Annotated in this window: 22 protein-coding genes and 1 tRNA gene; 6 read left to right on the top strand and 17 right to left on the bottom strand. The window is 62.3% G+C overall.

The window, feature by feature from the left end:
• The first annotated feature begins 1 nt into the window (after position 1).
• Together tsaC and FRAAU_RS15195 are read left to right on the top strand one after the other, a co-directional pair.
• Complete coding sequence (gene tsaC / locus FRAAU_RS15200) at positions 2 to 574, top strand: L-threonylcarbamoyladenylate synthase type 1 TsaC (RefSeq protein ID WP_014404406.1); 573 nt, start codon at positions 2 to 4, stop codon at positions 572 to 574.
• An 8-nt stretch (positions 575 to 582) separates the two neighbouring features.
• The gene (locus FRAAU_RS15195; RefSeq protein ID WP_014404405.1) at positions 583 to 2001 is read left to right on the top strand and encodes an AMP-binding protein; all 1419 of its coding nucleotides are present in this window, start codon (positions 583 to 585) and stop codon (positions 1999 to 2001) included.
• Between the two features lie 779 nt (positions 2002 to 2780).
• Here FRAAU_RS15195 and FRAAU_RS15190 read toward each other — a convergent pair.
• Positions 2781 to 3161, bottom strand: a complete 381-nt coding sequence (locus FRAAU_RS15190; protein WP_014404404.1) for an H-NS histone family protein — start codon at positions 3159 to 3161, stop codon at positions 2781 to 2783.
• Between the two features lie 1333 nt (positions 3162 to 4494).
• On the opposite strand from FRAAU_RS15190, the gene purD reads away from it, so the two are divergent.
• On the top strand, positions 4495 to 5778 hold the full coding sequence (gene purD / locus FRAAU_RS15180; protein WP_014404403.1) for a phosphoribosylamine--glycine ligase: 1284 nt from the start codon (positions 4495 to 4497) through the stop codon (positions 5776 to 5778).
• Between the two features lie 96 nt (positions 5779 to 5874).
• The gene (locus FRAAU_RS15175) at positions 5875 to 7020 is read left to right on the top strand and encodes an aldo/keto reductase (RefSeq protein WP_280985202.1); all 1146 of its coding nucleotides are present in this window, start codon (positions 5875 to 5877) and stop codon (positions 7018 to 7020) included.
• 21 nt (positions 7021 to 7041) lie between these two features.
• Here the strand turns inward: FRAAU_RS15175 and FRAAU_RS15170 are convergent, their stop codons facing one another.
• The 6 genes from FRAAU_RS15170 to FRAAU_RS15145 all read right to left on the bottom strand — a co-directional run bounded on the left by FRAAU_RS15170 (position 7042) and on the right by FRAAU_RS15145 (position 10816).
• The gene (locus FRAAU_RS15170; protein WP_014404401.1) at positions 7042 to 7923 is read right to left on the bottom strand and encodes a CobD/CbiB family protein; all 882 of its coding nucleotides are present in this window, start codon (positions 7921 to 7923) and stop codon (positions 7042 to 7044) included.
• 64 nt (positions 7924 to 7987) lie between these two features.
• On the bottom strand, positions 7988 to 8950 hold the full coding sequence (gene nudC / locus FRAAU_RS15165; protein WP_014404400.1) for an NAD(+) diphosphatase: 963 nt from the start codon (positions 8948 to 8950) through the stop codon (positions 7988 to 7990).
• An 11-nt stretch (positions 8951 to 8961) separates the two neighbouring features.
• A complete protein-coding gene (gene erpA / locus FRAAU_RS15160) occupies positions 8962 to 9333 on the bottom strand; it encodes an iron-sulfur cluster insertion protein ErpA (protein ID WP_014404399.1) in 372 nt (123 codons plus the stop codon).
• 64 nt (positions 9334 to 9397) lie between these two features.
• Positions 9398 to 9874 (bottom strand): bacterioferritin, encoded by a 477-nt coding sequence (bfr, locus tag FRAAU_RS15155; protein ID WP_014404398.1) that lies wholly within the window; start codon positions 9872 to 9874, stop codon positions 9398 to 9400.
• 114 nt (positions 9875 to 9988) lie between these two features.
• Complete coding sequence (locus tag FRAAU_RS15150; protein ID WP_014404397.1) at positions 9989 to 10201, bottom strand: (2Fe-2S)-binding protein; 213 nt, start codon at positions 10199 to 10201, stop codon at positions 9989 to 9991.
• 87 nt (positions 10202 to 10288) lie between these two features.
• Entirely contained in the window at positions 10289 to 10816 is a 528-nt protein-coding gene (locus FRAAU_RS15145; RefSeq protein ID WP_014404396.1) for an RNA pyrophosphohydrolase, read from the bottom strand.
• 140 nt (positions 10817 to 10956) lie between these two features.
• Between FRAAU_RS15145 and FRAAU_RS15140 the strand changes: the two genes are divergently transcribed.
• Together FRAAU_RS15140 and FRAAU_RS15135 are read left to right on the top strand one after the other, a co-directional pair.
• Positions 10957 to 11033: transfer RNA gene (locus FRAAU_RS15140), tRNA-Met, on the top strand.
• Positions 11034 to 11254: 221 nt separating this feature from the next.
• Positions 11255 to 12472 carry a tyrosine-type recombinase/integrase gene (locus FRAAU_RS15135; RefSeq protein ID WP_014404395.1) on the top strand — a complete coding sequence of 406 codons (1218 nt, stop codon included), beginning with the start codon at positions 11255 to 11257 and terminating at the stop codon, positions 12470 to 12472.
• 218 nt (positions 12473 to 12690) lie between these two features.
• Here FRAAU_RS15135 and FRAAU_RS15130 read toward each other — a convergent pair whose 3' ends face one another.
• The 10 genes from FRAAU_RS15130 to FRAAU_RS17320 all read right to left on the bottom strand — a co-directional run bounded on the left by FRAAU_RS15130 (position 12691) and on the right by FRAAU_RS17320 (position 22905).
• Positions 12691 to 14475 carry a DUF927 domain-containing protein gene (locus tag FRAAU_RS15130; protein WP_052317930.1) on the bottom strand — a complete coding sequence of 595 codons (1785 nt, stop codon included), beginning with the start codon at positions 14473 to 14475 and terminating at the stop codon, positions 12691 to 12693.
• Between the two features lies 1 nt (position 14476).
• Positions 14477 to 15409: a toprim domain-containing protein gene (locus tag FRAAU_RS15125; RefSeq protein ID WP_014404393.1), complete on the bottom strand. Its 933-nt coding sequence runs from the start codon at positions 15407 to 15409 to the stop codon at positions 14477 to 14479.
• Positions 15406 to 15810 (bottom strand): hypothetical protein, encoded by a 405-nt coding sequence (locus tag FRAAU_RS15120; protein WP_014404392.1) that lies wholly within the window; start codon positions 15808 to 15810, stop codon positions 15406 to 15408. Before FRAAU_RS15120 ends, FRAAU_RS15125 begins: the two co-directional genes overlap by 4 nt.
• Positions 15807 to 16097, bottom strand: a complete 291-nt coding sequence (locus FRAAU_RS15115) for a hypothetical protein (RefSeq protein WP_014404391.1) — start codon at positions 16095 to 16097, stop codon at positions 15807 to 15809. The genes FRAAU_RS15120 and FRAAU_RS15115 overlap by 4 nt, the downstream gene beginning before the upstream one ends.
• Positions 16094 to 16552: a hypothetical protein gene (locus FRAAU_RS15110; protein WP_041270628.1), complete on the bottom strand. Its 459-nt coding sequence runs from the start codon at positions 16550 to 16552 to the stop codon at positions 16094 to 16096. Before FRAAU_RS15110 ends, FRAAU_RS15115 begins: the two co-directional genes overlap by 4 nt.
• Before the next feature lie 82 nt (positions 16553 to 16634).
• Entirely contained in the window at positions 16635 to 17852 is a 1218-nt protein-coding gene (locus FRAAU_RS16675; RefSeq protein ID WP_425598078.1) for a KilA-N domain-containing protein, read from the bottom strand.
• A gap of 122 nt (positions 17853 to 17974) precedes the next feature.
• Positions 17975 to 18730: a hypothetical protein gene (locus FRAAU_RS15095; protein ID WP_014404387.1), complete on the bottom strand. Its 756-nt coding sequence runs from the start codon at positions 18728 to 18730 to the stop codon at positions 17975 to 17977.
• A 582-nt stretch (positions 18731 to 19312) separates the two neighbouring features.
• The gene (locus FRAAU_RS15090; RefSeq protein WP_156803436.1) at positions 19313 to 19852 is read right to left on the bottom strand and encodes an RloB domain-containing protein; all 540 of its coding nucleotides are present in this window, start codon (positions 19850 to 19852) and stop codon (positions 19313 to 19315) included.
• Positions 19849 to 21093, bottom strand: coding sequence for an AAA family ATPase (locus FRAAU_RS15085; RefSeq protein ID WP_217176233.1), 1245 nt, complete (start codon positions 21091 to 21093; stop codon positions 19849 to 19851). Before FRAAU_RS15085 ends, FRAAU_RS15090 begins: the two co-directional genes overlap by 4 nt.
• A 1626-nt stretch (positions 21094 to 22719) precedes the next feature.
• Positions 22720 to 22905, bottom strand: coding sequence for a hypothetical protein (locus tag FRAAU_RS17320; protein WP_156803435.1), 186 nt, complete (start codon positions 22903 to 22905; stop codon positions 22720 to 22722).
• Positions 22906 to 23249 lie beyond the last annotated feature (344 nt).

Genomic DNA, 23249 nt, shown 5'->3' with positions numbered 1-23249 from the left:
CGTGAGTCCTGCATTCGATGTTTCCCGGATCGCCTCGATCGGACAGCGCCTGCGCGAAGGGGCGGTGATCGGCTACCCCACCGAAGCGGTCTATGGACTGGGTTGCGATCCGATGAATGCGCAGGCCTGCGCGCGGTTGTATCAGCTCAAGCAGCGGCCGTCCAACCGACCGCTGCTGCTGATCGGTTCGTCATTGGAAATGCTGCTGCCCTTCATGGACCGGCGTCAGGTAGACGACGTCCGCTGGCAGCAGATCCTGGCCAGTTGGCCGGGACCGAATACCTGGATCTTTCCGCGCAGTCCTCAGGTCGAGGACTGGGTCGCCGGCGAGTATCCGGGCATCGCCTTGCGCTGGACGGCGCATCCGCTGGCAGCCGCCTTGTGCACGGCCTTCGGTGGTCCGCTGGTGTCGACCAGTGCCAATCCGCATGGGCTGGCACCGGCCCGGACCGCCGCCGAGGTACGCCAGCATTTTGCGGCAGGGCTTGATCTGGTCGTCGAAGGTGCCACGGGCGGGCTGGAGCGGCCCAGCACCATTCGCGATGCATTGGATGGGCATGTGGTTCGCTCGTGAGTACGGTGGTGAGAGCTGCCCCCCTTCAGTCCCCCGGCGAGCCGGCTGGACGGCCGCTGCTGGTCAGGGACGATCCGGATGCGATGCTGGCCTGGCATCAGGGGAAAGCCGTGACGGTCGCCGGCTTTCTGGCAGAGGTGGCTGCCGTTGCCGAACGCTTGCCGGAAGCCTCTGCAGCCCTGAATCTGGCGGATGACCGTTATGCCTTCAGCGTGCTGTTCTGTGCTCTGCTGTGGCGCGGACAGACCAATCTGCTGCCATCCTCACGCAGTCCGGCGGCGATCGCCGCCGTGGCGGCGGCATTTCCAGGTTGTCAGGAGGTCGACGATGCCGATGCACGGAGCAGGCTGGTCACGGCTCATCCCGAACCACTGAGCTGGCCGCGGATTGCGGGCGGCATCACGGCCCTGGTGGCTTGCACATCCGGCACCACCGGCGAGCCTCGCTGCTGGCCACGGTCCTGGGATCTGGCCTGCCAAGCCCATGCCGGCAGCCGGCTGCGGCTGCAGAGCTGGTTCGGTTCGCGCTTCAGCGTGGTGGCCACGGTACCGCCGCAGCACATGTTTGGCTGGGAATTCACCGTGCTCCTGCCTTTGCAGTCGGAGGTGTGCGTGCATGCCGGCCGGCCTCTGTTTCCGGCAGATATCGCCGCGGCTCTGGCCGAGATGCCAGCGCCTCGGGTCCTGGTGACCACCCCCTTGCATCTGCGGACTCTGGCGGCTTCCGGGATGGCACTGCCACCCCTCGCCGGTATCCTGTCAGCCACCGCGCCACTGGATGAGGAGCTCGCGACCATTGTCGAAACTCGACTGGGGGCCCCTGTCTACGAGATTTACGGATCCACCGAGACCTGTGCCATCGCAAGTCGACGCACCATCGAGGGCGCATGGTGGCAGCCGATGCCGGGGATCCGGCTGCGCCCCGGGCCGGAGGGGTGCGAGGTCACGGCGGCGTTCATGCAGCACTCGTTTTGGCTGGGAGACCTGATCGAACTCGATGCGACCGGTGAAAGATTCCGATTGATCGGCCGGCAGCAGGATCTGCTGGAGGTGGCCGGCAAGCGCATGTCGCTGGCGGCCCTGAATCGTCATTTGCTGGCGATACCCGGCGTGGTCGACGGCGTGGCGTTGCAACAGGCTCCGGGTCGCGGCGGCGTCGGCCGGATCGCGGCCCTGGTCGTGGCTCCCGGCCTGGATGAAGCGACGATCCTGGATGCATTGCGGCGGCAGGTGGACCCCGTTTTTCTGCCACGTCCGCTGCGACGGGTCGCGGTCTTGCCACGCAACGATACCGGCAAGTTGCCACGAGCGGTCTTGCTGGCCATGTTGCAGGCCGGCAGGCCCGGGACCACGGACGTCCAGAGCGAGGACGAGGATCGGCCAGCGGGCCGAGCGGCGGCGGCCATGGACTCGCCTGCCGCACCCTGAAACACTCGTTGCGGGCTGATGCAGCCATATGGCATCAAGGCTTGCATGCCATCCGATGCCTGCAGGTCAGGTATGAGCCATGTTCTCGTACGCCATTGCCTTGCCGCCGGCGTGGGGACTTGAGCCGGATCAGCAGCGCCTAGTGTCCCATCCGGTGTTCCCGCGCCCGGGACCATCTTGAGCACGGCGGCCAAGGTCTTGTGCCGGCATCTTCCACGCATGTCTCAGGCTAGGAGGGCGGGCAGCGATTGCTGTGGCAGTGCTTGATGGCTCTGCGGGAGTGCAGGACTGACGAGGGAGGTATCGCCATCGGCAAGCCACGTGCAAGTGACACGATGGCGGCAGGCAAGGTGGCGATCGTGCCTGTGGACTTCTATGGGGACGAGAGCTCGCCGGAAACCAGGCCCGGGCCGCTGCCAGCTGGTGCAAGGATGGATGGCGCCTGCCAGCCATTCCCCGACAGAAACGGAGCGCACCGCACCCTCGGAATCCGGTCAGGTCCGCTTTGCAAACAAGGCCGAGGACAGATGCAGGCGATGCCAGCCCGGTGTCGGCAAATGACGCTTGCTGGCAGCCAGTCGGCGCAGGGGATGCCTGAGAGGCATCTCCGGCGAGGCCATGCGAAGTCGGTCATGACGGCCATGGCTGTGAATATCAGACAGTACGGGCGCGAATGTTTTTCATGTCAAATTGACGCAACATTCTTCGACATTTCAAATCAGTTGAAATGTGCACTATTCATTTTATTCATCAGCGCATGGCAAGGAATCATCGGTTGATTACTTCTTGATCGTCTTCTTGGCAGCGACCGTCTGGTCGCCATTGGTCTTGTCGGCAGCGATCAGCAGCGAGGCTTCGCTGGCACCCTTGTCCAGAGCGGCGATGAACCACAGGGGGCGTTTGCCACGGCCACTCCAGGTCTGATCGGGGTTGGCCGGGTTGGCGAACTTGGGCGGGACCGGCCCGGTAGAACGGCCGACCTTCTTCTGCGGTTTCTGGAAAACCTGCTCCAGCGTCAGTCCGGCCTCGGCCAGAATATGCTGGATCTTGCTGCGGGTGCTGTCGATGTGATCCTTGGTAGCCGACGACAATCGGCCACGGGCCGCGCCGATCAGGTCTTCCAGTTCGCGCAGCGAAAGTCCGTCGAGTTTAATGCTCATATGCAGTCCTTGAATTAAAGTTGTTCCAACCGGACCATTATCATGGTTTATGTGCTTGAAATGCAAATATCCGGTCAGGCACCTGTTCTCCTTTTATAACGACAGAGTGACGCCGATCAGGGATTCCGAAGAGGCTTATGTCGGCAAGTCGTGATTGATTTTTAGAAGGTCTGCTGCGCAATTGTATCGTTACACGAGATAGGCTTGAATGGTGTTGCATCGCGGTATTGACGGGTTTTTTTTACAGCCTGGGCGGGTCTGCCAAAGGTGCTTCCCAGGTGATTATGGGTTCCGTCTTCGCCGTGATCTGAAAACAGGTTTGCGGAATGCTGCTGGCAGGCCTCGAGGGGGTGCGGCAACGAGAGCGGTCTTTCAGATCGAGGATCATCTGGCGCAAAGTCGTTCCAAGGGGAAGGCTGCAGCGACTGAAGGCAGAAGCACGGCGGATTCAGGTGACCTGCTCGGCGATATGTTCTTTCTGATCATGGGGATGGGAGGCATACAGATTGCCCGTGTCAGCGCGGGCGAAAGGTTTTGATCCAGCCATTCATGGACCCGCCGGCATTCCATGAGGGGCTGATCCCGCCTGTGCCGTTCGGAGGGGCGGGGCACGTTGATCGGGCCATGGCCGGAGAGCGGTCATCGGGATTTGAGGCTGCCGGTTCGATCAGCGTTTATTTTGTCGTGTATTCAATGAATGACTATATTCGACCCCTTCCATCATATTTTTATATCGATACAAATCGTTTGCAGTCGGACCCCGGTGGAAAGGAAGGACGACGGGCAGGCGATGCAGGGACGCGGCTGCCGATGGGCCGGCGGTCGGGGCCTTGCGCAGCAGCACCGAGTCGACTGGCGCCAGGCCATGAAAGCGCAGGGCTTCGTGGCCCCGGCCATCTTGAAGGGGGCGGGTCCGACGATCGCGACGGAGCGGCGACGCCTGATCCGAGGATCTCCCGGCCGGGCCTGATCTGATGGCTTCAGCGGTGCCAGTCCATGAGGCCGGCGCCGCCATGTCGTCGGGCCGGCGCGGATCGGGTGATGTCGTCACGTGTTGAGTACGGGCAGGCAGATCGGTGGTCTGGCGAATCCGGTGGCTGCCGGCAGGCCGCCCCTGGCCGAGGCTTGGGCGCCGGAGGCCAGGAGCATCTGGATTGCCGCAGGCGCGCTGCTCGTGCGGTATGCCACCCGGGCAGGTACCTCGATCGCGTGAGGACAGATCATTCGTTCCGCTTTGGCGGGGAGCGGGATATTCCTGGCAGGCTGCAGGCGCCGGCCATCGCCGGTTCTGAAGCGGCTACAATGCCCGCTTTGGCATGGCGGAGTGCTTGGAATGAAGGTCTTGGTGATTGGCGCGGGTGGCCGTGAACACGCGCTGGCGTGGAAACTCAAACAATCCTCGCGGGTCAGCGAGGTCATCGTGGCTCCCGGCAATGCCGGTACGGCCCGCGAAAGCGGACTGCGCAATGTCGATGTCGCGGTCACCGACCTGGAGGGGCTGCTCGAGCTGGCCCGGCGTGAGCAGGTGGCGGTGACCGTGGTCGGTCCGGAGGTGCCCCTGGTCGCCGGTGTGGTCGATCGTTTCCGTGCCGCCGGGCTGGCGATTTTCGGACCCACGGCCGGCGCTGCCCAGCTGGAAGGCTCGAAGGCCTTCAGCAAGGCCTTCCTGGCGCGTCACCGCATTCCCACTGCCGGTTATGAAGTCTTCACTCAGCTCGAGCCGGCGTTGGCCCATGTCCGCGCCAAGGGCGCACCGATCGTGATCAAGGCCGATGGCCTGGCCGCCGGCAAGGGCGTGGTGGTGGCGATGGACCTCGCCGAGGCCGAGGCGGCCTTGCAGGACATGCTGGGCGCCCAGCGCTTCGGGGACGCGTCCTCGCGAGTGGTCATCGAGGAATTCCTGCAGGGCGAAGAGGCCAGCTATATCGTGATGAGCGATGGCGTGCATGCCCTGCCGATGGCCAGCAGTCAGGATCACAAACGGCGAGATGACGGCGATCAGGGACCGAACACCGGCGGGATGGGCGCTTATTCGCCGGCGCCGGTGGTCACCCCCGAGGTCGAGGCCCGGATCCTGAGCCAGGTCATCGAGCCGACCCTGCGCGGGATGGCGGCTGAAGGTGCGCCATTCACCGGCTTCCTGTACGCCGGTCTGATGATCGATGCCGACGGTCAACCCAAGGTCATCGAGTTCAACGTCCGCTTCGGTGATCCCGAGACCCAGCCCATCATGCTGCGTCTGCGCTCGGATCTGCTGGATTTGATCGAGGCGGCCCTGGATCATCGTCTGGACGTGATCGAGGCCGACTGGGACCCGCGTCCGTCGCTGGGCGTGGTAATGGCTGCCGGTGGATATCCGGGAGCGGTGCGCAGCGACGACCCGATCCAGGGGCTGGATACGGCCACCGATCCGCAGGTCAAGATCTTCCAGGCCGGCACCCGGCTGGACGCTGCAGGCCGGACCCTGACGGCCGGTGGCCGGGTGCTCACCGTGTGTGCACTTGGCGCAGACCTGCATGAGGCGCGCCGGCTGGCTTACTCGGCGGTGGCCAGCATCCACTTCGAAGGCGGCTTTTCGCGTGGCGACATTGCCTATCGGGCGTTGCAGCGGGGATGATGGCAGAGGCCAGGCGGTGGGGAGGCTCCGGAGCTTCCTCGGCCGCGGGCATCGCGGGCCGCAAATCGGCCGGGCAGCCGGGCCGAGTCCGGCTCGTTGCTGATCAATGCCCTGGCCTGCGGCAAGGATGGCGGCATTCCGGGAGGCCTGCTGAAAGGCGACATCAGCCGAGACCCGGCTGACCGGATCCACTCGCCGGTCGACGGGTGGCGCCTGATACGGCGTTGTCACGTGGCCCGGCATCGACACGAGGTGCTTGCGATGCAATATGTACGATTGGGCTCCACCGGTCTCAAGGTCTCGCCGCTGGCGCTGGGATGCATGACCTATGGCGAGCCGCAGTGTGGCGATCATCCCTGGACCCTGCCCGAAGCTCCGAGTCGCGAGCTGCTGAAGCGGGCGCTGGAGCTGGGCTTCAATTTCTTCGATACCGCCAACCGTTATTCGGATGGCAGCAGCGAAGAGATTGTCGGCAGAGCCATACGGGATTTCGCTCGTCGTGACGAGGTGGTGCTGGCCACCAAGGTATTTTTTCCGATGGGAGCTGGCGCCAATGCCGGAGGCTTGTCACGCAAGTCGATTCTGACGGCGATCGATGCCAGCCTGAAACGGCTGGGGACCGACCATGTCGATCTCTACCAGATCCATCGCTGGGATTACGACACGCCCATCGAGGAAACCATGGAGGCGCTGCATGACGTGGTGCGGTCCGGCAAGGTGCGGTACCTGGGTGCCTCGTCCATGTACGCCTGGCAGTTTGCCAAGGCCCAGCATTGCGCCGAGCGCCATGGCTGGACCCGGTTCGTGTCGATGCAGAATCATCTGAACCTGCTGTATCGCGAGGAAGAGCGGGAGATGCTGCCTTTGTGCGTGGACCAGCAGGTGGGCATCCTGCCATGGAGCCCTTTGGCTCGTGGCCGTCTGGCTCGCCCCTGGGCCGCCGGCAGTGCTCGCGAGCAGTCCGATGCTTACGGTCAGACGCTGTATGGCGCAGGCGAGTCGGTGGATCAGGCCATCATCGAGGCGGTTGGCCGGATCGCCGAGGCGCGCGGGGTCAGCCGGGCTGCGCTCGCGCTGGCCTGGGTATTGCAGAAGCCCGAAGTGAGTGCACCCATCATCGGTGTTTCGCGGCCAGGGCACTTCGAGGATGCGCTGAACGCCTTGCAGTTGAGACTGGCTGCGGAGGAGATTGCCGCACTGGAGGCCCCCTATCGTGCCCAGCCTGTCAGCGGCATCAGCTGAAGCCGGCTGACCGGCCGGTCCTCAGGGCAGCGGTCTGATCCAGCCTCCCAGCGCGATCAGGGCCAGCACGGCCAGCCAGCTGATCCATGCCCGCTGGAAGACCTGCTGCAGACGTGCCGCCGTCAGAGCCGGGTCGGACGCCGCATCGGCGGCACTGCCCGGCCCCTCGCCGGGCGTCATGCTGCTGCAGCGGACGGCGGCAGCCAGGAAACCGGGGGCGGCGCCATACCAGCCTGCCCGGCCGGCGGATCGGCGCCAATCGCGCCAGGCATTCATGACGGCATCCCAGTGGTCGACGATGGCCAAGGTGAACACCAGCAGATGGGCCGGCAACCAGTCCAGCGCATTGGCTGTGTACTGCGCGGCCTTGCGCTGGCCGGGACCGAGATCCAGCGAGGCATCGCGGCCCAGCGTCTGACTGAGGCGATACAGCAGCGCCCCCGGGGGACCCAGCAGCACAAACCAGAACACCACGCCGAAGCGGCGGTGCAAGGCGGCGTAGGCCACGGCTTCGGCGACCGAAGCCTGCTCCCAGGCCAATTGGGCCATGGTTTCATCATGCAGATCGGTCAGCGCCTGCAGTTGGGTCACCGGTGTCCGCGCCAATTGCAAGGCGGCGAGATCCGGGTCGAGTTCGCGCGGCCCCAGACTCATCATCAGCACGGCCAGGGCAAACAGCGCCTGGCCCAGATGGTGGCCGGGAAAGATATGAATGCCGGCGATCAGCAGCAGGCACAACAGCACCGGCAGGCCAAGCGCCAGCACCGCATGCAGGCTGCCGTCGACCCGGCTGATCTGGCCCAGCCAGGTTCTGAACAAGGTATCGCGCCGGTACGAGGCCAGCTGGGGCCAGCGATGCAGCAGGCCGGTGGCGATCAGGATGATCACTAAACTAGAGGTCATGAGAACACCAGCAAAAACGGGAGATGAGGCGCGTCCAGTGTAGTGGAAAGCGATCCGGTTCCGTTCAGCGCGCGCCCGGCAGTTCGTCCAGCTCCTGACCGGTGCGCCGGCGCAGCCAGTCGGCGATCAGCCGATAGGAGATCGACACCGGGGATGACAGATGCAGCCTGCCTGCCGCCAGCTCTTCCACCAGTTGCGCGGGAGTGAACCAGCGGGCATCGTCCAGCTCGCCATCGCGAAGGCGGATCTGCGGATCCAGGGCCGTGGCGCTGAAGCCCAGCATCAGCGAGGCGGGCATCGGCCATGGCTGGGACGAGTGATACTGGACCGGCCCGACCAGAACGCCAGCCTCTTCGGCGACTTCGCGGCGGACCGCATCTTCCAGACTTTCGCCCGGCTCGACAAAGCCGGCCAGGGTCGAGTAGCGACCGGCTTCCCAGTGGGCTTGACGGCCCAGCAGGCAGGCACCCTGGTAGTCGACGATCACGATGATGGCGGCATCGGTCCGAGGAAAATGCGATTTGCCGCATGCCTGACGGCTGCAGGCCAGCCGATGTCCGCTGGCCTGCAGCTTCAGCGGTGCGGCGCACTGGGGGCAGTAACGGGTATCGCGCTGCCATTGCTGCAGCGCCTTGGCATAGGCAAACAGGCTGGCCTCGAAGGCCGGCAATTGCTGGCCGGCTTCACGCAGCCCCATGCGCTGGGAGCCCGGCTCCCACCACAAAGGGGCCTCGGCCAATGCTGGCCCCAGCACGGCAAAATGACTGCGGCCTTCCGCACAGCCCAGAAACAGCGGCATCTGCTGTTCGATCAAGGCCTGCAGCTGCGATGGCGCGAACCATTGGAGATGGCTCCGCTCAGCGTTGACCACCGCCTGGCCGGCATCATCCAGCAGGATACAGCGGCTGTCCGGAGAGGCGATCTGTGCGGTGATCCAGTCCACGTCGTCACGCCGCTCGGCGCAACGATCGAAACCCTCGCCGGTATCCGCGAAAACATTCCGGACCGGAGCTGTCGCCGCACGCATCGAGGCAGGGATCAGGTCGAGAACGAGGAGCCGCAGCCACAGGTGGTGCGGGCATTGGGATTGCGTATCACGAACTGCGCGCCGCTGAGGTTTTCGGCATAGTCGATTTCTGCGCCGGTCAGATATTGCAGCGACAGGGGATCGACCAGCAGGGTGACACCTTCGCGGTTGACGGCGAGATCATCTTCGGCCTGGGCGTCATCGAAACTGAAGCCATACTGGAATCCCGAACAGCCGCCGCCGGTGATATACACCCGCAGCTTCAGTTCGGGATTGCCTTCTTCCTGGATCAGTTCATGCACCTTGTGCGCCGCGGCCTCGGTAAAGGTCAACGGCGCGGCCGCATGATGCCGGTAATCGGGAATAGAGAGGATGGTTTCCATGGCTCAATAATGGACCCGTTCCTGACAAGGTCAAGTCCCTGCGGCAGATCCGCACAGGACGGACTCAGGAAAGATCGCCGACCTTGCTCAGCAGATAGCGCTCGGCACCGATGTCCTTGACCAGACCGAACTGGGTTTCCAGCCAGTCGATATGTTCTTCCTCGTTCTTGAGGATGGACTTGAACAGGTCGCGGCTCACGAAGTCGGCGACGCCTTCGCTGTGGGCGATGCCTTCGCGGAGATCCTTGACCGCGTCATATTCCAGATCCAGATCGCCTTGCAGGGCTTCCAGGGCATTTTGGCCGATCCGCAGCTTGCCGAGATGCTGCAGGTTGGGCAGGCCTTCCAGGAAGATGATGCGCTCGATCACCCAGTCGGCGTGGCGCATTTCCTCGATGGATTCCTTGTACTCATGATCGGCCAGCTGCTTGTAGCCCCAGTCCTTGAACAGGCGGCAATGCAGAAAGTACTGGTTGATGGCGGTCAGCTCGTTGTAGAGGACCTTGTTGAGGATTTCGATGACTTTCGGATCGCCTTTCATGCCTGGCTCCTGCACTGGGTTTCAAAGGCCAGAATATACATGGCCGCAGAAAGCCGTGCAGGAACACTAATGCGAACAACTACCATTATGTCGCATGGCATTGCCGGGCTGCACTCAGGCGGCGCTGGCGTTGCCCAGCATGGGGCCCTGTATCGTCAGCACGGCATCGGCGAGCACTTTGCGGGCTTCGCTTTCACAGCACCCGCAGCAGTCGGAACACCCGGTGCGGCGCTGCAGTTCCGGGAACTGGGTGACCCCATCGGCCGCGGCGCGGCGGATGTCATGATCACTGATCGCATTGCAGAGGCAGATGTACATGGCCGTCATGCTAGGACCGAATGAGAATCGTTGTCAATAGCATTTGACGATGACTGCCCATGTCGTCAGCCGGGCTTCAGGCAGGATGGCCGTGACTTAGCGCCGGCCGGACTCGACAGCTTGCGCCGAGGTCTCCAGGGTCTGTCGCAGCAAGGTCTGGACCAGCGGTTCGAACTGCCGCAGGGCACGCTGGTAGACATCCCGCTTGAAGTTCACCACGTGACTGGCGGGGTACCAGAAGTCGACCCAGCGCCAGATGTCGAACTCCGGTTGTTCGGTGGCATCCAGCCGCAGCGAATCCTCGGTACCGGTCAGGCGCAGCAGGAACCAGACCTGCTTCTGGCCGATACAGGTCGGTTGCTGGTGCCGACGAATGAAACGGCTGGGCAGGCGGTAACGCAGCCAGCCGCGGGTTTCGCCGATGACTTCCACATGCTGCGGCAGCAGGCCGGTTTCCTCGGCCAGTTCGCGGAACATTGCCTCGCGCGGCGTCTCGTCGCTGCGCATGCCCCCTTGCGGAAACTGCCAGCCATCCTTGTTGATGCGGCGCGCCCAGAACAGCTGGCCGCGACCGTTCAGCAGGACGATGCCTACGTTGGGGCGATAACCATCCGGATCTATCATCTGCGCTCCTGGGGACAGTCCCGCCAGCGATTCAACCACGGCATGGCGAAGGCGGCAAGCAACCCCTTGCAACCCGGGTCGCATCTCTATAGACTTCTGCATCCTCCAAGGGGCAAAACAGAAAGCCTCTGCGAGTCCAAGGCTATATAGCTCAGCTGGTTAGAGCACGTCACTCATAATGACGGGGTCGGTGGTTCGAGTCCACCTATAGCCACCAAATCAAGGTTTCATGTCGTCTCACGAAGACCTGAAAACCGCACCAAACCCCGCTACGGCGGGGTTTTTTGTGGCTGTAGGTGTTGCATACCGTCTCATGCCGTCTCATTGAAGCGCATAAAACGCGGGGGTATCTTTGGGGGTACATGGCGATACCCCCTGCTTTTGGGGGTAGAGATACCCCCAGGCGGGATGCAGCGCTAGGCGCGGAGCGGTCTACAGATGGCAGGCGAAACAGGGAAGCTGACGGCATTGGCAATCAAGGCCGCCGAGCCGGGCAAGCACTTCGATGGCGGCGGGATGTTCCTGCACATCACCACGAAGGGGCGTTACTGGCGTCTCAAGTATCGAGTGGCTGGCAAGGAGAAGCTGCTGGCGCTGGGGGTATATCCCGAGGTCAGCCTGGCGGAAGCCCGAAAGCGCCGTGATGAAGCTCGCCGGGTGATCGGTGAGGGTGGCGACCCATCTGCTATCCGGCGCACAACCAAGGTGACGGCAGTCCTCGCCACGGCCAATACATTCCAGGCGGTGGCCGAGGAGTGGCTGGCCCAGCACAAGGCAAGGATGGCACCGGCGACATATAACAAGGCGGTGTGGATGCTGGGGGATCTGGTCTATCCATGGTTGGGTCGGCGTCCCATCTCTGATATCGAGGCTCCGGAACTGCTGGCGGTCCTGCGCCGCATCGAGGCCCGCGGGGCTCACACCACGGCCCACCGGACAAAACAGCGGTGCGGTCAGGTATTTCGGTATGCCATTGCCACGGGCCGTGCCAAGCGCGACCCGTCTGCGGATCTTCGCGGGGCTCTGGCGCCGCTCAACCCCACGTCAAGGGCTGCGATCACTGATCCACTGAGGGTGGGAGAGCTGCTACGGGCCATAGACGGGTACTCGGGCACCTTTCCGGTGATCTGTGCCTTGCGCCTGGCTCCCATGCTGTTTGTCCGGCCGGGTGAGCTGCGGCATGCCGAGTGGGCTGAGTTCGATCTGGATCAAAGCCTGTGGCGCATCCCTGCCGAGAAGATGAAGATGCGCGACGAACACCTGGTGCCACTGCCTGACCAGGCACTGGCGATCCTGCGGGATCTGCTGCCGCTGACCGGCCCCGATGGCTTCCTGTTTCCGGGGGAGCGCAGTGCATCGCGGCCCATGTCGGAGAACACCGTCAATGCTGCTCTGCGCCGTCTGGGCTACGACAAGGACACCATGACCGGACATGGCTTCCGGGCCATGGCCAGTACCCGGCTCAACGAGCTGGGTTGGTCGCCGGATGTGATCGAGCGCCAGCTGGCTCACGCCGAACGTAACAAGGTGAGGGCGGCATACAACCGGGCGCAGTACCTGCCCGAACGCCAGCGGATGATGCAGGCCTGGGCGGATTACCTGGACAGCCTCAAGGCCGGCGGATCGGTGATTGCCTTCAGGAGTAAGTCCGGCTGATCGCCTGGATTGGTATGGTCCTACCGGTCTGATTCTGATCGGTGCATGCCGGTATTTTTCCAGACATACCCTTTTTGGCGTGTTCCATGTGTTCCAAGTGTTCCAATGGCTGGGAACCCGCACGGTTGAGCCATTTGCGCCCCAAAAAAAATGGAACACACGTCTAGGTGACATGTGTTCCAGGTGTTCCAGTCAGCGGGTTTCGTTGTGCTAGCCGATCAGTCGTCAGCAGAGAAAACCAACGTTTCATCAATCACATAGAGCCGACTTCGGCCCATGCCTCGCACGCGGATCGACTGCGAAGCCTTGCCATCAATCCCAGGCAACAGCCAGCCGGCCGCGATCAGCATCTGCGCCGCCGCCTTCGGGTTGAAGCCGCGCACCAGCTCCTTGAAGGCCTCGGGCATGACCAAGTACTGCTGGCGGATTTCCTCACTGCCGGGCTGTGACGCAGCCACCTTGCGACGGAACCCGGCACGGTTCGGCACCGGCCATCGTTCGTTGTCGTGGTCCTCCGGCTCAAAGCGGCTATCACCATGCGCTTCAAAGAATGCCCGCACCTGGGACAGCAGCGCCGCCCGCTCGGCATCCGCCGGCCCGCCGCGATCCGCCAGCCACTGCCGGAAGCATGTCACCGCGGCCCGGTGCGCTTCACCTTGGGCCCAGCCCGTGATGCCGTAGTGGGTGGCCAGCTCTCCGGCTGCCGCGATCAGTGCAAAGCGACGGGCGACGCGGCGCACCTGTCCGCCAGCATCTTCCGGTACCGCCTCCGCCAGCAGTGCCGCCATGCTGATATCGATTCGCTGACGGGCGGCCCGGCGGTCTGCCGTCACCTGCTCAAGAAAAGCCAGCAGCGGGAAACCGTAGTGCGCCGCGGCGGACTGTTTCAGCTGCTCGGCCAGCCCGCTTGCCGATACGCCGACCGGGAGTGCCTCAAACATGCCATGCCCCTTGCCGGCATCGGCCGCCACATCGATCACCCGCACATCATGGCCCGCCCGCCGGCGTCCGCCAGACTCGGCCACCAGGTCGCCCAGGCTGACCTCGCCCGAGGACAGGAACGCGGTTCGCCATGTCGCCACGGCACGCGCCCGGCCGCTGCGGTCAGACCGGCCCTTGCCCTGACCATTGGCCAGCATATAGGCGACCTTGCCGGCGTCCTTCGGCTCCAACTGGCCCAGCTCATCCAGCGGCAGCAGCAGATCGTTGTGCAAGGTGGCCACTCCTTCCAGGGCGTTATCGGTCTGCCGCCATGTCCGCATGTAGGCCGGCGGGCCATAAACGGACGATGCCACCAGCACCGCGGTCGTCTTGCCGGTGCTGCTGGAACCGCGCAGATGCACGCCGCCGCCATCCATGCCCGCCAGCTCCTGACAGATCCCGGAAAAGGCCACCGACAGCGCCAGCACCAGGCGGCTATGACCCGCACAACGGGCGGCGACCTCATCACGCCAGCTCTGCATCGTGCCGCCGGTGGACAGCTGAGCCGTGCCTGGGGCGTAGGTCTGGAATATCACCGCCTCTGCGGCCGTGGGGCCAATGGTGCGGTCAGGCAGTGCGAACACGTCGCCATGCCAGCCGGTGCGGCTGACGCTGCGGGCGCGCTGGGCAGGGTTGGCTTGCTGGATATAGTCCATCAGCAGCTTGCGGGCCGAGGGCGCATTGGCGATCACCAGTCCTTGCCCGAGCAGCTCGGCCCGCAGCTCGGCCCCATCGGTGGCCAGCATGGCGCACGGCATGGCCCAGCGATGCTCTTTGCCATCGCGGTCCTTGAAGCTCAACAGCCGGCCCCATTCGCCGCCGTCCGCGTTCCGGGTCTCGGCTTCGATATACAGCGGGGCGCAGATCCAGACCGCCGGGCGGTCGCTGCTATCGTCCTGAAAATAGACGCCGGGCTGGCGAGCCTTGCTGGACTCCACCACCTCGAAACGCGGGCCGGCTGGGCTGGCGGCATTGTTCACCACCAAGGCGACCGGTGGCAGGGGCTGAGCGGCGGGGCTCACGTTACTTGAAGGCAGGTTCATTCGGTTTCACCTCGATAGCTTCGGGCGTGCCGCCTTGCGCGGCGCAGGTGGTGGCGTAGTCGTTGAAGTCGCCGGGAATGGGTGGCACAGCTACGCGGGCACCGGTGGCGCGTGCCGCCAGCTCCGCGGCCTCAAGGCCTGGGTTACTGCCATCCGGCTTGGCATCGTTGTCCGCACAGATGGTGATCGCTGCCTGCGGGTATCGCCGGCGCATGATCTTCGTCACCGCCAGCAGGTTGCCGGCACTGAAAGCGATGGCGACGGGCAAGCCGGTCTCGGCGTGCAGCGTCTTGGCCGTGGCCACACCTTCCGCCACCAGCAGCGCCGGCCCGACTGTCCCGATCAGACAATGGCAGCCCTTCACCGCACCGCCTGACAGGAACCGCTTTTCCCCGTCGCTGCGGATGCGTTGCAGGTTGACCAACTGGCCGCCGGCATCGTGCATGGGCACCAGCAGCTTGCCGGCCGACTCGCGGAGCCCGTCCGCCGTCACGCCTTTGCGTTGCAGATAGGGATGCAGCGGACTGGCCGGACGCGCCGCCAGCCACTCATCACGCGCATGGACTGCCGCCCGCCGCTGGCGGTGTCTCGACTCAGCGTCCCGCGCCGCCTGGGCCTGCTCGATGGCCAGCCGCTGCCGCTCCCTCTCGGCGGCCGTCATGGCCCGCGAAGCATCGCCCAGCACAGCCGTATGCTGCTCGCCTTTGCGCCAGCTGCCGAACACCACCACGGGACGCTCCGCATCGGCATAGACGATGGCCCAGCCATTACGCTTGTCGCGCCGGTCGCCTTCATCGTGGAACCGGCACAGCACGCCATCAAGGCGAAGCCGGCTGGGCTCGGTCGGGCAGATTCCATGCAAGCGCATCGCGGCCAGCGTGTCGCTCAACAGGTTGCCGGTATAGCGGCTCATGCCGGCACCTCCCCAGCATGGCCGGCCCCGATCTCGCCGGCGTGCTGGCGGTGCCTATCGAGCTGCTGCTGGCACTCGGCCAGCTCCCGACGCAGCTGGACGTTTTCCGCCACGGCCTGCCCCAGCGATACGCGGAGCCGGTTCCGCTCATCCGTAAAGGCCTCGGCTGCCTCCGCAAGCAGGTGCTGCATTCTCCCGTGGATGCTTCGGGCCTCGGTGATCGTGCAAAGAATGTCGAACTCGCGCCGTGCCTCCGCCGGCCAGGTGCAGTTTTTGGCGTTGCGCCCTGCGCGTGCAGATGCCTCGTCGCAGCGGGTCCACAGGTGGGTGAACACATCGAACAGGCCTTGATAGGTCGGCGCATGTAGGGGCTCAAGGCCGTGGGCGGTGATGGCAGTCATGCCCGCACCTCCCGGCGCACCGGCACGATATTGGCCGTCTTGGCCCGTACCGTCACCGCGTCCAGCGCCAGCCGGCAGTCGCCCAGCAGATCCGCCAGCAGCCAGCACACGTCATCCTGAATTTCATCACGCTTGGCGCGGAAGGCCTCGCCCGGCTCGCCATGCAGCAGATGCGCCAATGCCTCAGCCTGGGCGACACGACGAAAGAGAAATTCGGCCGGATCGCTGGCCAGAGTCTCGGTCCCGCGGTAGAAGTCACCGAGCATGGGTCGTGTTTGCTTGCTCATCGCAGCACCTCCACCGCCATAAAGGCGCAGGTGGACAGCACAACGCCGGCGACGAACGCGCCGAAGATATCCAGATCCATGCTGCTGACATGCAGCCAGCCAGACGACCGGAAGGAAAAACGAGACTTGTGGGAGATAGTGCAGGTGCGTGCAGACGCACCCTGGGCATGATGTGCCATGGTGAGGTTCCTTCGGTCAATGGAACCGCCGCACATGGTCGCCAAACCAAGGGCGGCGGAATGCAACAGGTTGGCGAACCGGAGACCAAAGGAAACCCGGCAGACCCGAAGGTCTCCCATTGCACCCCGCCATAAGCTGGGCATGACGCAACAAAAAAGCGCCAGGTTGGCGCGTTGCGCCTTCGGTCGAATCGGGTCGCCAAACCCGGCCCCGGATTGTGCCGGGACGTGGAAATGGTGCGCGCTGATGCATGCGATGGTCAAGCGATTTTGCATGGCTGATTCCTGATTTCAGGCAAGCCGCTCCCGTCCGGCCCGGAAAATCCATGGCCGCTGGGCACGGTAGAGACTGGGGGAGTTACGCCGCTTCGGGCGTGTTGGCGGCGATGCGCAGGGTGTAGATGGCCACGCCGGGGTGCTTGTGGCCCCGTTCGTCGGTCATGGTCTGCCGGCGGGTGTCGATCAGGTGGCCGGCTTCGCGCAGTTCCTTGATCCGCGCTGCCGGCATCATGATGTTGAGCAGCTGGCGGGCCTGCATGGTGCTGACCGGACCGAGACGCAACGCCCACAGCAGTCGGTGCCGCTGGGCTTCGGTGCTGGTATCATCAACGTGCGAGATTGATGCGATGGGGCTTGCCTTCGGGTGAGCCTTTTTCGTGTGCGGCTTCCGCTGGATCTTCGGCACCAGGTGCATGCCGCCTGTCTGGCCAGCCGCCGCCGGCAGTGCGCGATGGCTGACGGCCAGATCCATCAACCGCTGCTTGCGATCCTCGTAGGGGATGCCGTGCCCCAGCAGCATGGTATTGAGGTTTTCCAGCTGGCCCACCAGGTCCAGCTCGGCCATCGTCATCTGGTCACGGTCGCGCCCCGCAAACTTGCCCGTCACCACCCAATTGATGAGCTTTGCCTCGATCATGTAGTGGTGCGGCTCGGTTTCCTTGCCCTGGGCAGCACGCACCGTCTGCAGCATCGCCGCCAGGATCTTGTGGCTGCTGGCGGTGACGTGGCGCTGCCGACGCCAGTCCGCCTGCATCGTGGTGAAAGCCTCATAGGCCCGGATCACACGGATGTGAAAGCTTGGGCTGATCCACATGGCGTAGGCGATCACCAGCTCTTTGACGGCATAACTGCCTTGCCCGGTGCCGCCGCGGGTCGTTGAAACAGGCGATGCGGGATTTCCCGCATCGGTAAGCTCCGCGATCAGAGCCTTTGTCTGCTCGTTGCGAAGCCACTCACCAGGACGCTTGCCGGGATCGGCCCCGGCAGCTTGGTGCAGATCATTGAGGCAGTAGCGGCCAGTCTTGTCCACCCGGATCGACGTGCTTGCTATCGACAGGCCATCCATCAGGCGGCCTCCCTCGATGCGGCGATGCGCTGGGCGATCCAAGCCTGAACCTCGGCTTCGGACCAGGCCGTGCAAGACGGGCTCAGCTTGATGCTGGCGGGAAAGGTGCCGGCGGCCATGTGCCGGTAGATGGTGGGCCGCTTGAGGCCAGTGGTGCGCTCGACCTCCGCGATGCGGATCAGTCGGGCGGCGGGAGTTTGCGGCAATACGTTCTGAGACATCATGAGTCATCCTTCACCGCCAAGAGCGGCGGCGTTGGATGCAGAAGTATTGTCAGATCGCGCCTTGAGTCACCTGGGTGAGGTTCAAAAAACCATGCCCACCATAGGTTTCAAAACTTATCCCACCTATATTCAGCGAGGGGGGATAGGTTTCCTTACCGGCGTCGGCGGGGAGCCGCCGGCAGGTTGCGGGTTGGCAATCTGCGCGATCAATTCCTTGGCATTGCCGCTGAGCAAGGGGTAATTATTTCCGACCCAGGCCATGATGGCTTTTTTCGGGCTGCGGCCTTCCACAAGCGATGGGTCCGCGACAATGGCTTGGTGTGCCTCGATGGCGATGCGCAACTTATCGGGTAGCGGTGTCAGATCTTGGGTATCGGCCTCGGCAGCAACTGGGGCATGCTCACCGCCTGGTGGTTGTTCGCACTCGCCACTCACACGGACAGCCTCACTAGACACGGGCTTCGGCGTAGCGTCTCCTGTTGGCGGGGCAGAAGATGCGCCGTTCGTCATTCGCCTCGTCACAGCATCTGTCAGCATCTCAATACTCTCGATGGCTTTGGATGCGGCCCGAGCCACCCGACGAGCGTCTTTCAGCGAGGGGAAGCCATTCTTGGTAATTTCGGCATGCACCCTCTGCAGCAGTAAGACAAACGCTTTCGAGGTTTCTGTAGCGGAAGCCAGCCTGCTAGGAATGGGTGCCCCGGTGTCAGGATCTAGCCTTCTCTCAACTCGAATTGCAGATAAAAACTCATCTTTTGACATCCCTAGCCACGCAACGAGCTCATCACTCGTCATCCCCATGTCTTCCGCCCAAATGCTGACGCCGTAGGGGTAGCCGTCCTTACTTGCATAGGGATCAACATCGGTCAGACCTGAAGCAGTCATTGCAACCGCCTCTGTAGCTACTGATCTGTGGTGATTCATCGCGCACCCTATGCCGCGCCCTGAAAAGGTACCGCGCCAGCCTGGCAGGGTGTCCAGACGTTCGGGGATCAGCCTAGGCGCGGTGCGCTCATGATACCGCGTAACGAAACAGCATGAGACGATGTGAGACAGTACGGAATAAGCAATTACGGAATATCCCGCTATTGGTCAGGTCACTGGCTCGACGTGGAATTGATGCAGTGAGCCGGGCCGGGGCACTCACCCAAGCCAGCAGCAGCGGTCCGCCACTGCCCGCAGAGTCATGCGTGCATCGGTGCCTGGCAGTCACTTGGGCAGCAGATCCGTGGGGCGTTTTGAGCCTGATCGGCAGGTAGGTTTTGGGGCTTGGCCGTGATATGTCACCCCGTAACGCGCGCGCGAGGGAAGCCTCTGAATCCAGTCACAGCAAGGATTTGCGGGCATTTCGACCTGTTGCCACGGTGATGCCTCGGGTGACGTCCAGGGCGTTGCCCCGAGGCAGTTACCGGGGCACTGGTGCCGATATGTCAGTCCATCACGCGTGCGTGCGCGAGTACTGGCTCGTTATGCTGCCCTTATCCCCATGTGGTTCATCAACTCGCTCAATTGCGGCACCCGCGCTCTAGCCCCATTCAGAACGTCCCGGCTGAGAAGTCTATTCATCCATGTCGCCTCATGGGCCTCAACACCTGTGCAGTCCTTGAATGTCCGTTTCTGGTACTGGGTATCTCCCTCGACCTCGGAACCAAGGATGTGTAGTAGCCAAGCTTCCAGGCACGGATGCCCCTCAACCACATCGACCGATCGTCTGTTGACGCGGGCCCTTTGCGCCCGGAGGCGCTGAGCATCATCCCAGTCAGTATCGGTATCCAGCAAAAGTATCAACTTGTCTGGCGCACGATTGTACTTAGCGCGGTTCAATCCGAAATCAAGAACATGCTTACCACCTTTGCCTTTGGCGTTGACATCCTGCACGGCACGCCCCAGCACATCTTGATACGTGCGCTTTACATAGCGAACGAAAGCAGTCTCAGCATCGCCCTCACATACGATGAGCAAGGTTTCTTTAACCGCACGCCTATTAACAGGGTGAGGCATATTCATAACTGCGGCACCGCCCCATAAGCACCGCTCATATATTTCGCGTAAAGATTATCTTGGACACGCACACCACTCATCGTATCAAGCCTCCAGGCCTCACTCTCACAGTCATTCTTCTCTACAAGATAGACCTGTGACTTGCCAAGCAAACCCAGCACCTCAACCGAATGGCTAGTAAAGATTATCTGAGCGTTTCGCGGATTGGTATGTGGGCTAGCGAAAAGATCCAATAGGGGCTCAATCATGTGCGGATGCATGTCGCTTTCCAATTCGTCAATCACTACAACGCCGCCGTGTGCCAACACATTCAAAAAATGCCAAAGTTGTGTGAATGCGGTCCGCGTACCACTGGACTCCTCTAGCATATGAATCTCGTGGCGAGATCCGTCAGGCAATGTGTGCACACCAAATACTTGATATTGTGTTTGTAGTCTAGAGCCTTCGGCCGTTTTCACGTCTGGTGGCACGTTGACTTCCTGCTTTCGAATCTCTACGCCGGATAGACCAAGATCAAAGTCATTCAGCAGTGTCTCCATCCGCTCTTTCAAGTCTTCATTTTCATGAAAGAATATTGATGCGCCAGCGAAGTCGATACTCGGATCAATGCGGCCTATATCCCTGATATTTCCTTCAACATTTAGACTCGCCAAGTATTGCGCGACCGGCACGCCATACTGTGCAGCTGTTGAAATCAAGGAGGCATTCGGGCGCACCATCTTTGCCTGAGCAGGATCAAATCCGAAGCCTTCTTGTTTAATGACGTATTGTTTCGTGAAGTCGTCCCAATGACGCTCAAATACATAGGAGTATTTCGCTCCTTTCTTTTTTTGGCGTCTGTGAACAGACTCACTTAACACACGTTCACGCGTTGCCGTTAGTTCGTAACGCCAAAGCGTGCCATCAAGGTCATCAGCCACAATTTCGAACTCAATGGGGTCGTGAGGTGTAGAGAAGTGTGGTTTTATTGGTATCAGCCCATTCGGGCTGTTCTGTAGGAATGAGTTTTGGACAAACCAACTCAGAAACGCCACAGGCTTGAGGAGCGATGTCTTGCCAGCACCATTGGCACCAATCACAGCGACGGCTGTGGCTAGGCGCTGACCAGCTGGAGATGGCACGTCCCACCCCTGGGAGCTTGCCTTCTTTGTCAACGCAAAGGAAACCTCAGTTCGTTCTTTGAACGAAAGAAAGTTTTTGAAGGCATAGGAGTGAAGCATATTTTTTCTCACCAAACAGTGGCTCATGGCCTGATCGGTCACTTTAAGACAAAAATTTGTCTGTTTTCAAGTTTTACGGCTTGGGAGAGCTGTACAAAGCCATGCCTAAGGCTTCTTCTGCTACATCAAGGGCCTTACAGACTAAGCTCCCGGCAAAGTTTGGGGCAGTCATGACGACCTTCTTAGGTTAGTCGAACAAGGCAGAAGTCAGAGAGCCGGCGACCAGGGCGCCACTACCGGCAACTCCCTAAGACCAAGATTGCCAGCACACTCCCCGCAACACATCCGCCCAGCCTCTGCCGATCGATACGCCTGCAAGCTCAAATCGGCGGGTCTTTCCGTAAACTGATCGCACAGCAGAACGCCCGCCAGGGCCTGCGCGGCATCTGAGCCACGGCAGTGCATGCCTATCGCTGCAGGACAGCCCACAGGCTCGGCCAGAGGTGCCCGGCGAATTAGCGCCGCAGGCGGCGGGCCCGGCGATCACCAGCACATGCGGAGTTTCTGGACCAGTACGCGCACGCGCGCAAGCCGGTCGCCCTGGGACCATTTCCGTGCCGTCACGAACAACCCAGCCAGTCACGCGCGGTCACAGCGGTGTCACGCCCCTGCTGCTGGGTCACGCCCAGGTCACACGCAATACACGCCACTGGTTCGCAGTGGCCAAACACCCATTTTTTTATTTCGCGGGTATGAAAAAACGGGGGCGTGACCGGTGCCAGGATGGAAGGCGGTCAGGTTTGACACCCCCCATACCCCCAGCGGGGAGCAACATAGCGCCGGCGCGGCCGCCGGACAGGCTCCGCCCAACGGGCAACCGCCATCGCTGAGCAAGCCGGCAGTGTCGCCGCCGTAGACCGATAGATTCCTGGCACTGCATCGATTTCGAATCGAGCCAGTGAGCGACCGGCCGCCCTGGCACCAAAGGGAGCGATTTCAAATCGAACCCTTCGCCGGCCTTGCCGCGCCCGTCTTCTATAGATCACCACCAGCAAGACAAGGGTCGCGTTTCAAACGCGACCCCGGCAGCGATCTTTGACTGCCACCACCCGCGCCGCATCAAAGGGTGCCATTCTGAATGGCACCCCGGCATCAAGTGCCGGGGTGCCGTGCTCATGGGGCCATGTCCGCTTTTTTTTGCCTCGTCCGCAAGTTCTCTGGCCTCGATCATCACCGATAAAGACCTTACATTTCAGATACGTATGGCAATCATCGCCGGGCATCGAGACGCAGAAAGCACCAAACCGGAAGCGGACACGGACATGCCGAAAAATGCCGGTATGTAGTGAAGGATCGCGGTGTTTCGCACCCGTAAGACCCCATGGGGGGCCTCGGGAGGACCCGCGATGCGAATGAATATCAAGCATCGCCGGGGCAGCAGTCCGACTGAAAGCCCGCGTCACTCGCCTGTCACAGTGACGTCACAGCGTCTTCTATGGAGCCACGCTGAACCCATCCGCGAGCCGGACCGGTCCGCCAGACGAACAACTGGTATTGCCTGCGCGACGGGATTTCCGAGTCGCAGGGCTGGCGCGCCTTGCGCACCATCGATGCTATCCCCTTGCCGCCATTGTGTGACATGAGTCACGAGAAAGCGCCAGCATTAGCGATATTGGAACACCTGGAACACAGTGGAACACTTACAGTGTTCCGTCAAAGCAGTGCTTCAAATGGCTCAACCGTGCGGGTTCCCAGCCGTTGGAACACATGGAACACATGGAACACGCCAAAAAGGGTATGTCTGAGTTTTTTGGCTTTGTCTGTACCGCGGGAGATAGGGAGGGACCAGACCGAGCCATGCCGGTGCTGCTGGCGGTCGGGGTCAATGAGCAGGGGCATGTGATGGACCTGAGTGGATGAGGTCCTGCCGTGATGGGGAGCGGTGCTGACCTGCATCGTGGTATCCAGGATGAGAGCGAGCTGGCGTCCTGTCCGTGGCGTATTGCCTCGCAGGTGAAGGCAGCGAAACGGGGCGAGTCGTCTCAAACCGTCTCATACTGTCTCATACAAGCGCAGTGAGTCTGGGGGTATTTTTGGGGGTATATTTCAAAACAGCAATGAATCACTGCTAGTTATATCAGTTAGTTATGTCGAATATTCGATGCCACCTATACCACCAAATCAAGGTTTCATGTCGTCTCACGAAGACCTGAAAACCGCACCAAACCCCGCTGCGGCGGGGT

Source organism: Frateuria aurantia DSM 6220 (genome assembly GCF_000242255.2).
In the GTDB taxonomy this organism is placed as follows: domain Bacteria; phylum Pseudomonadota; class Gammaproteobacteria; order Xanthomonadales; family Rhodanobacteraceae; genus Frateuria; species Frateuria aurantia.
Note: the sequence above shows the minus strand (reverse complement) of the source record. Positions and strands in the feature narration are given on the sequence as shown.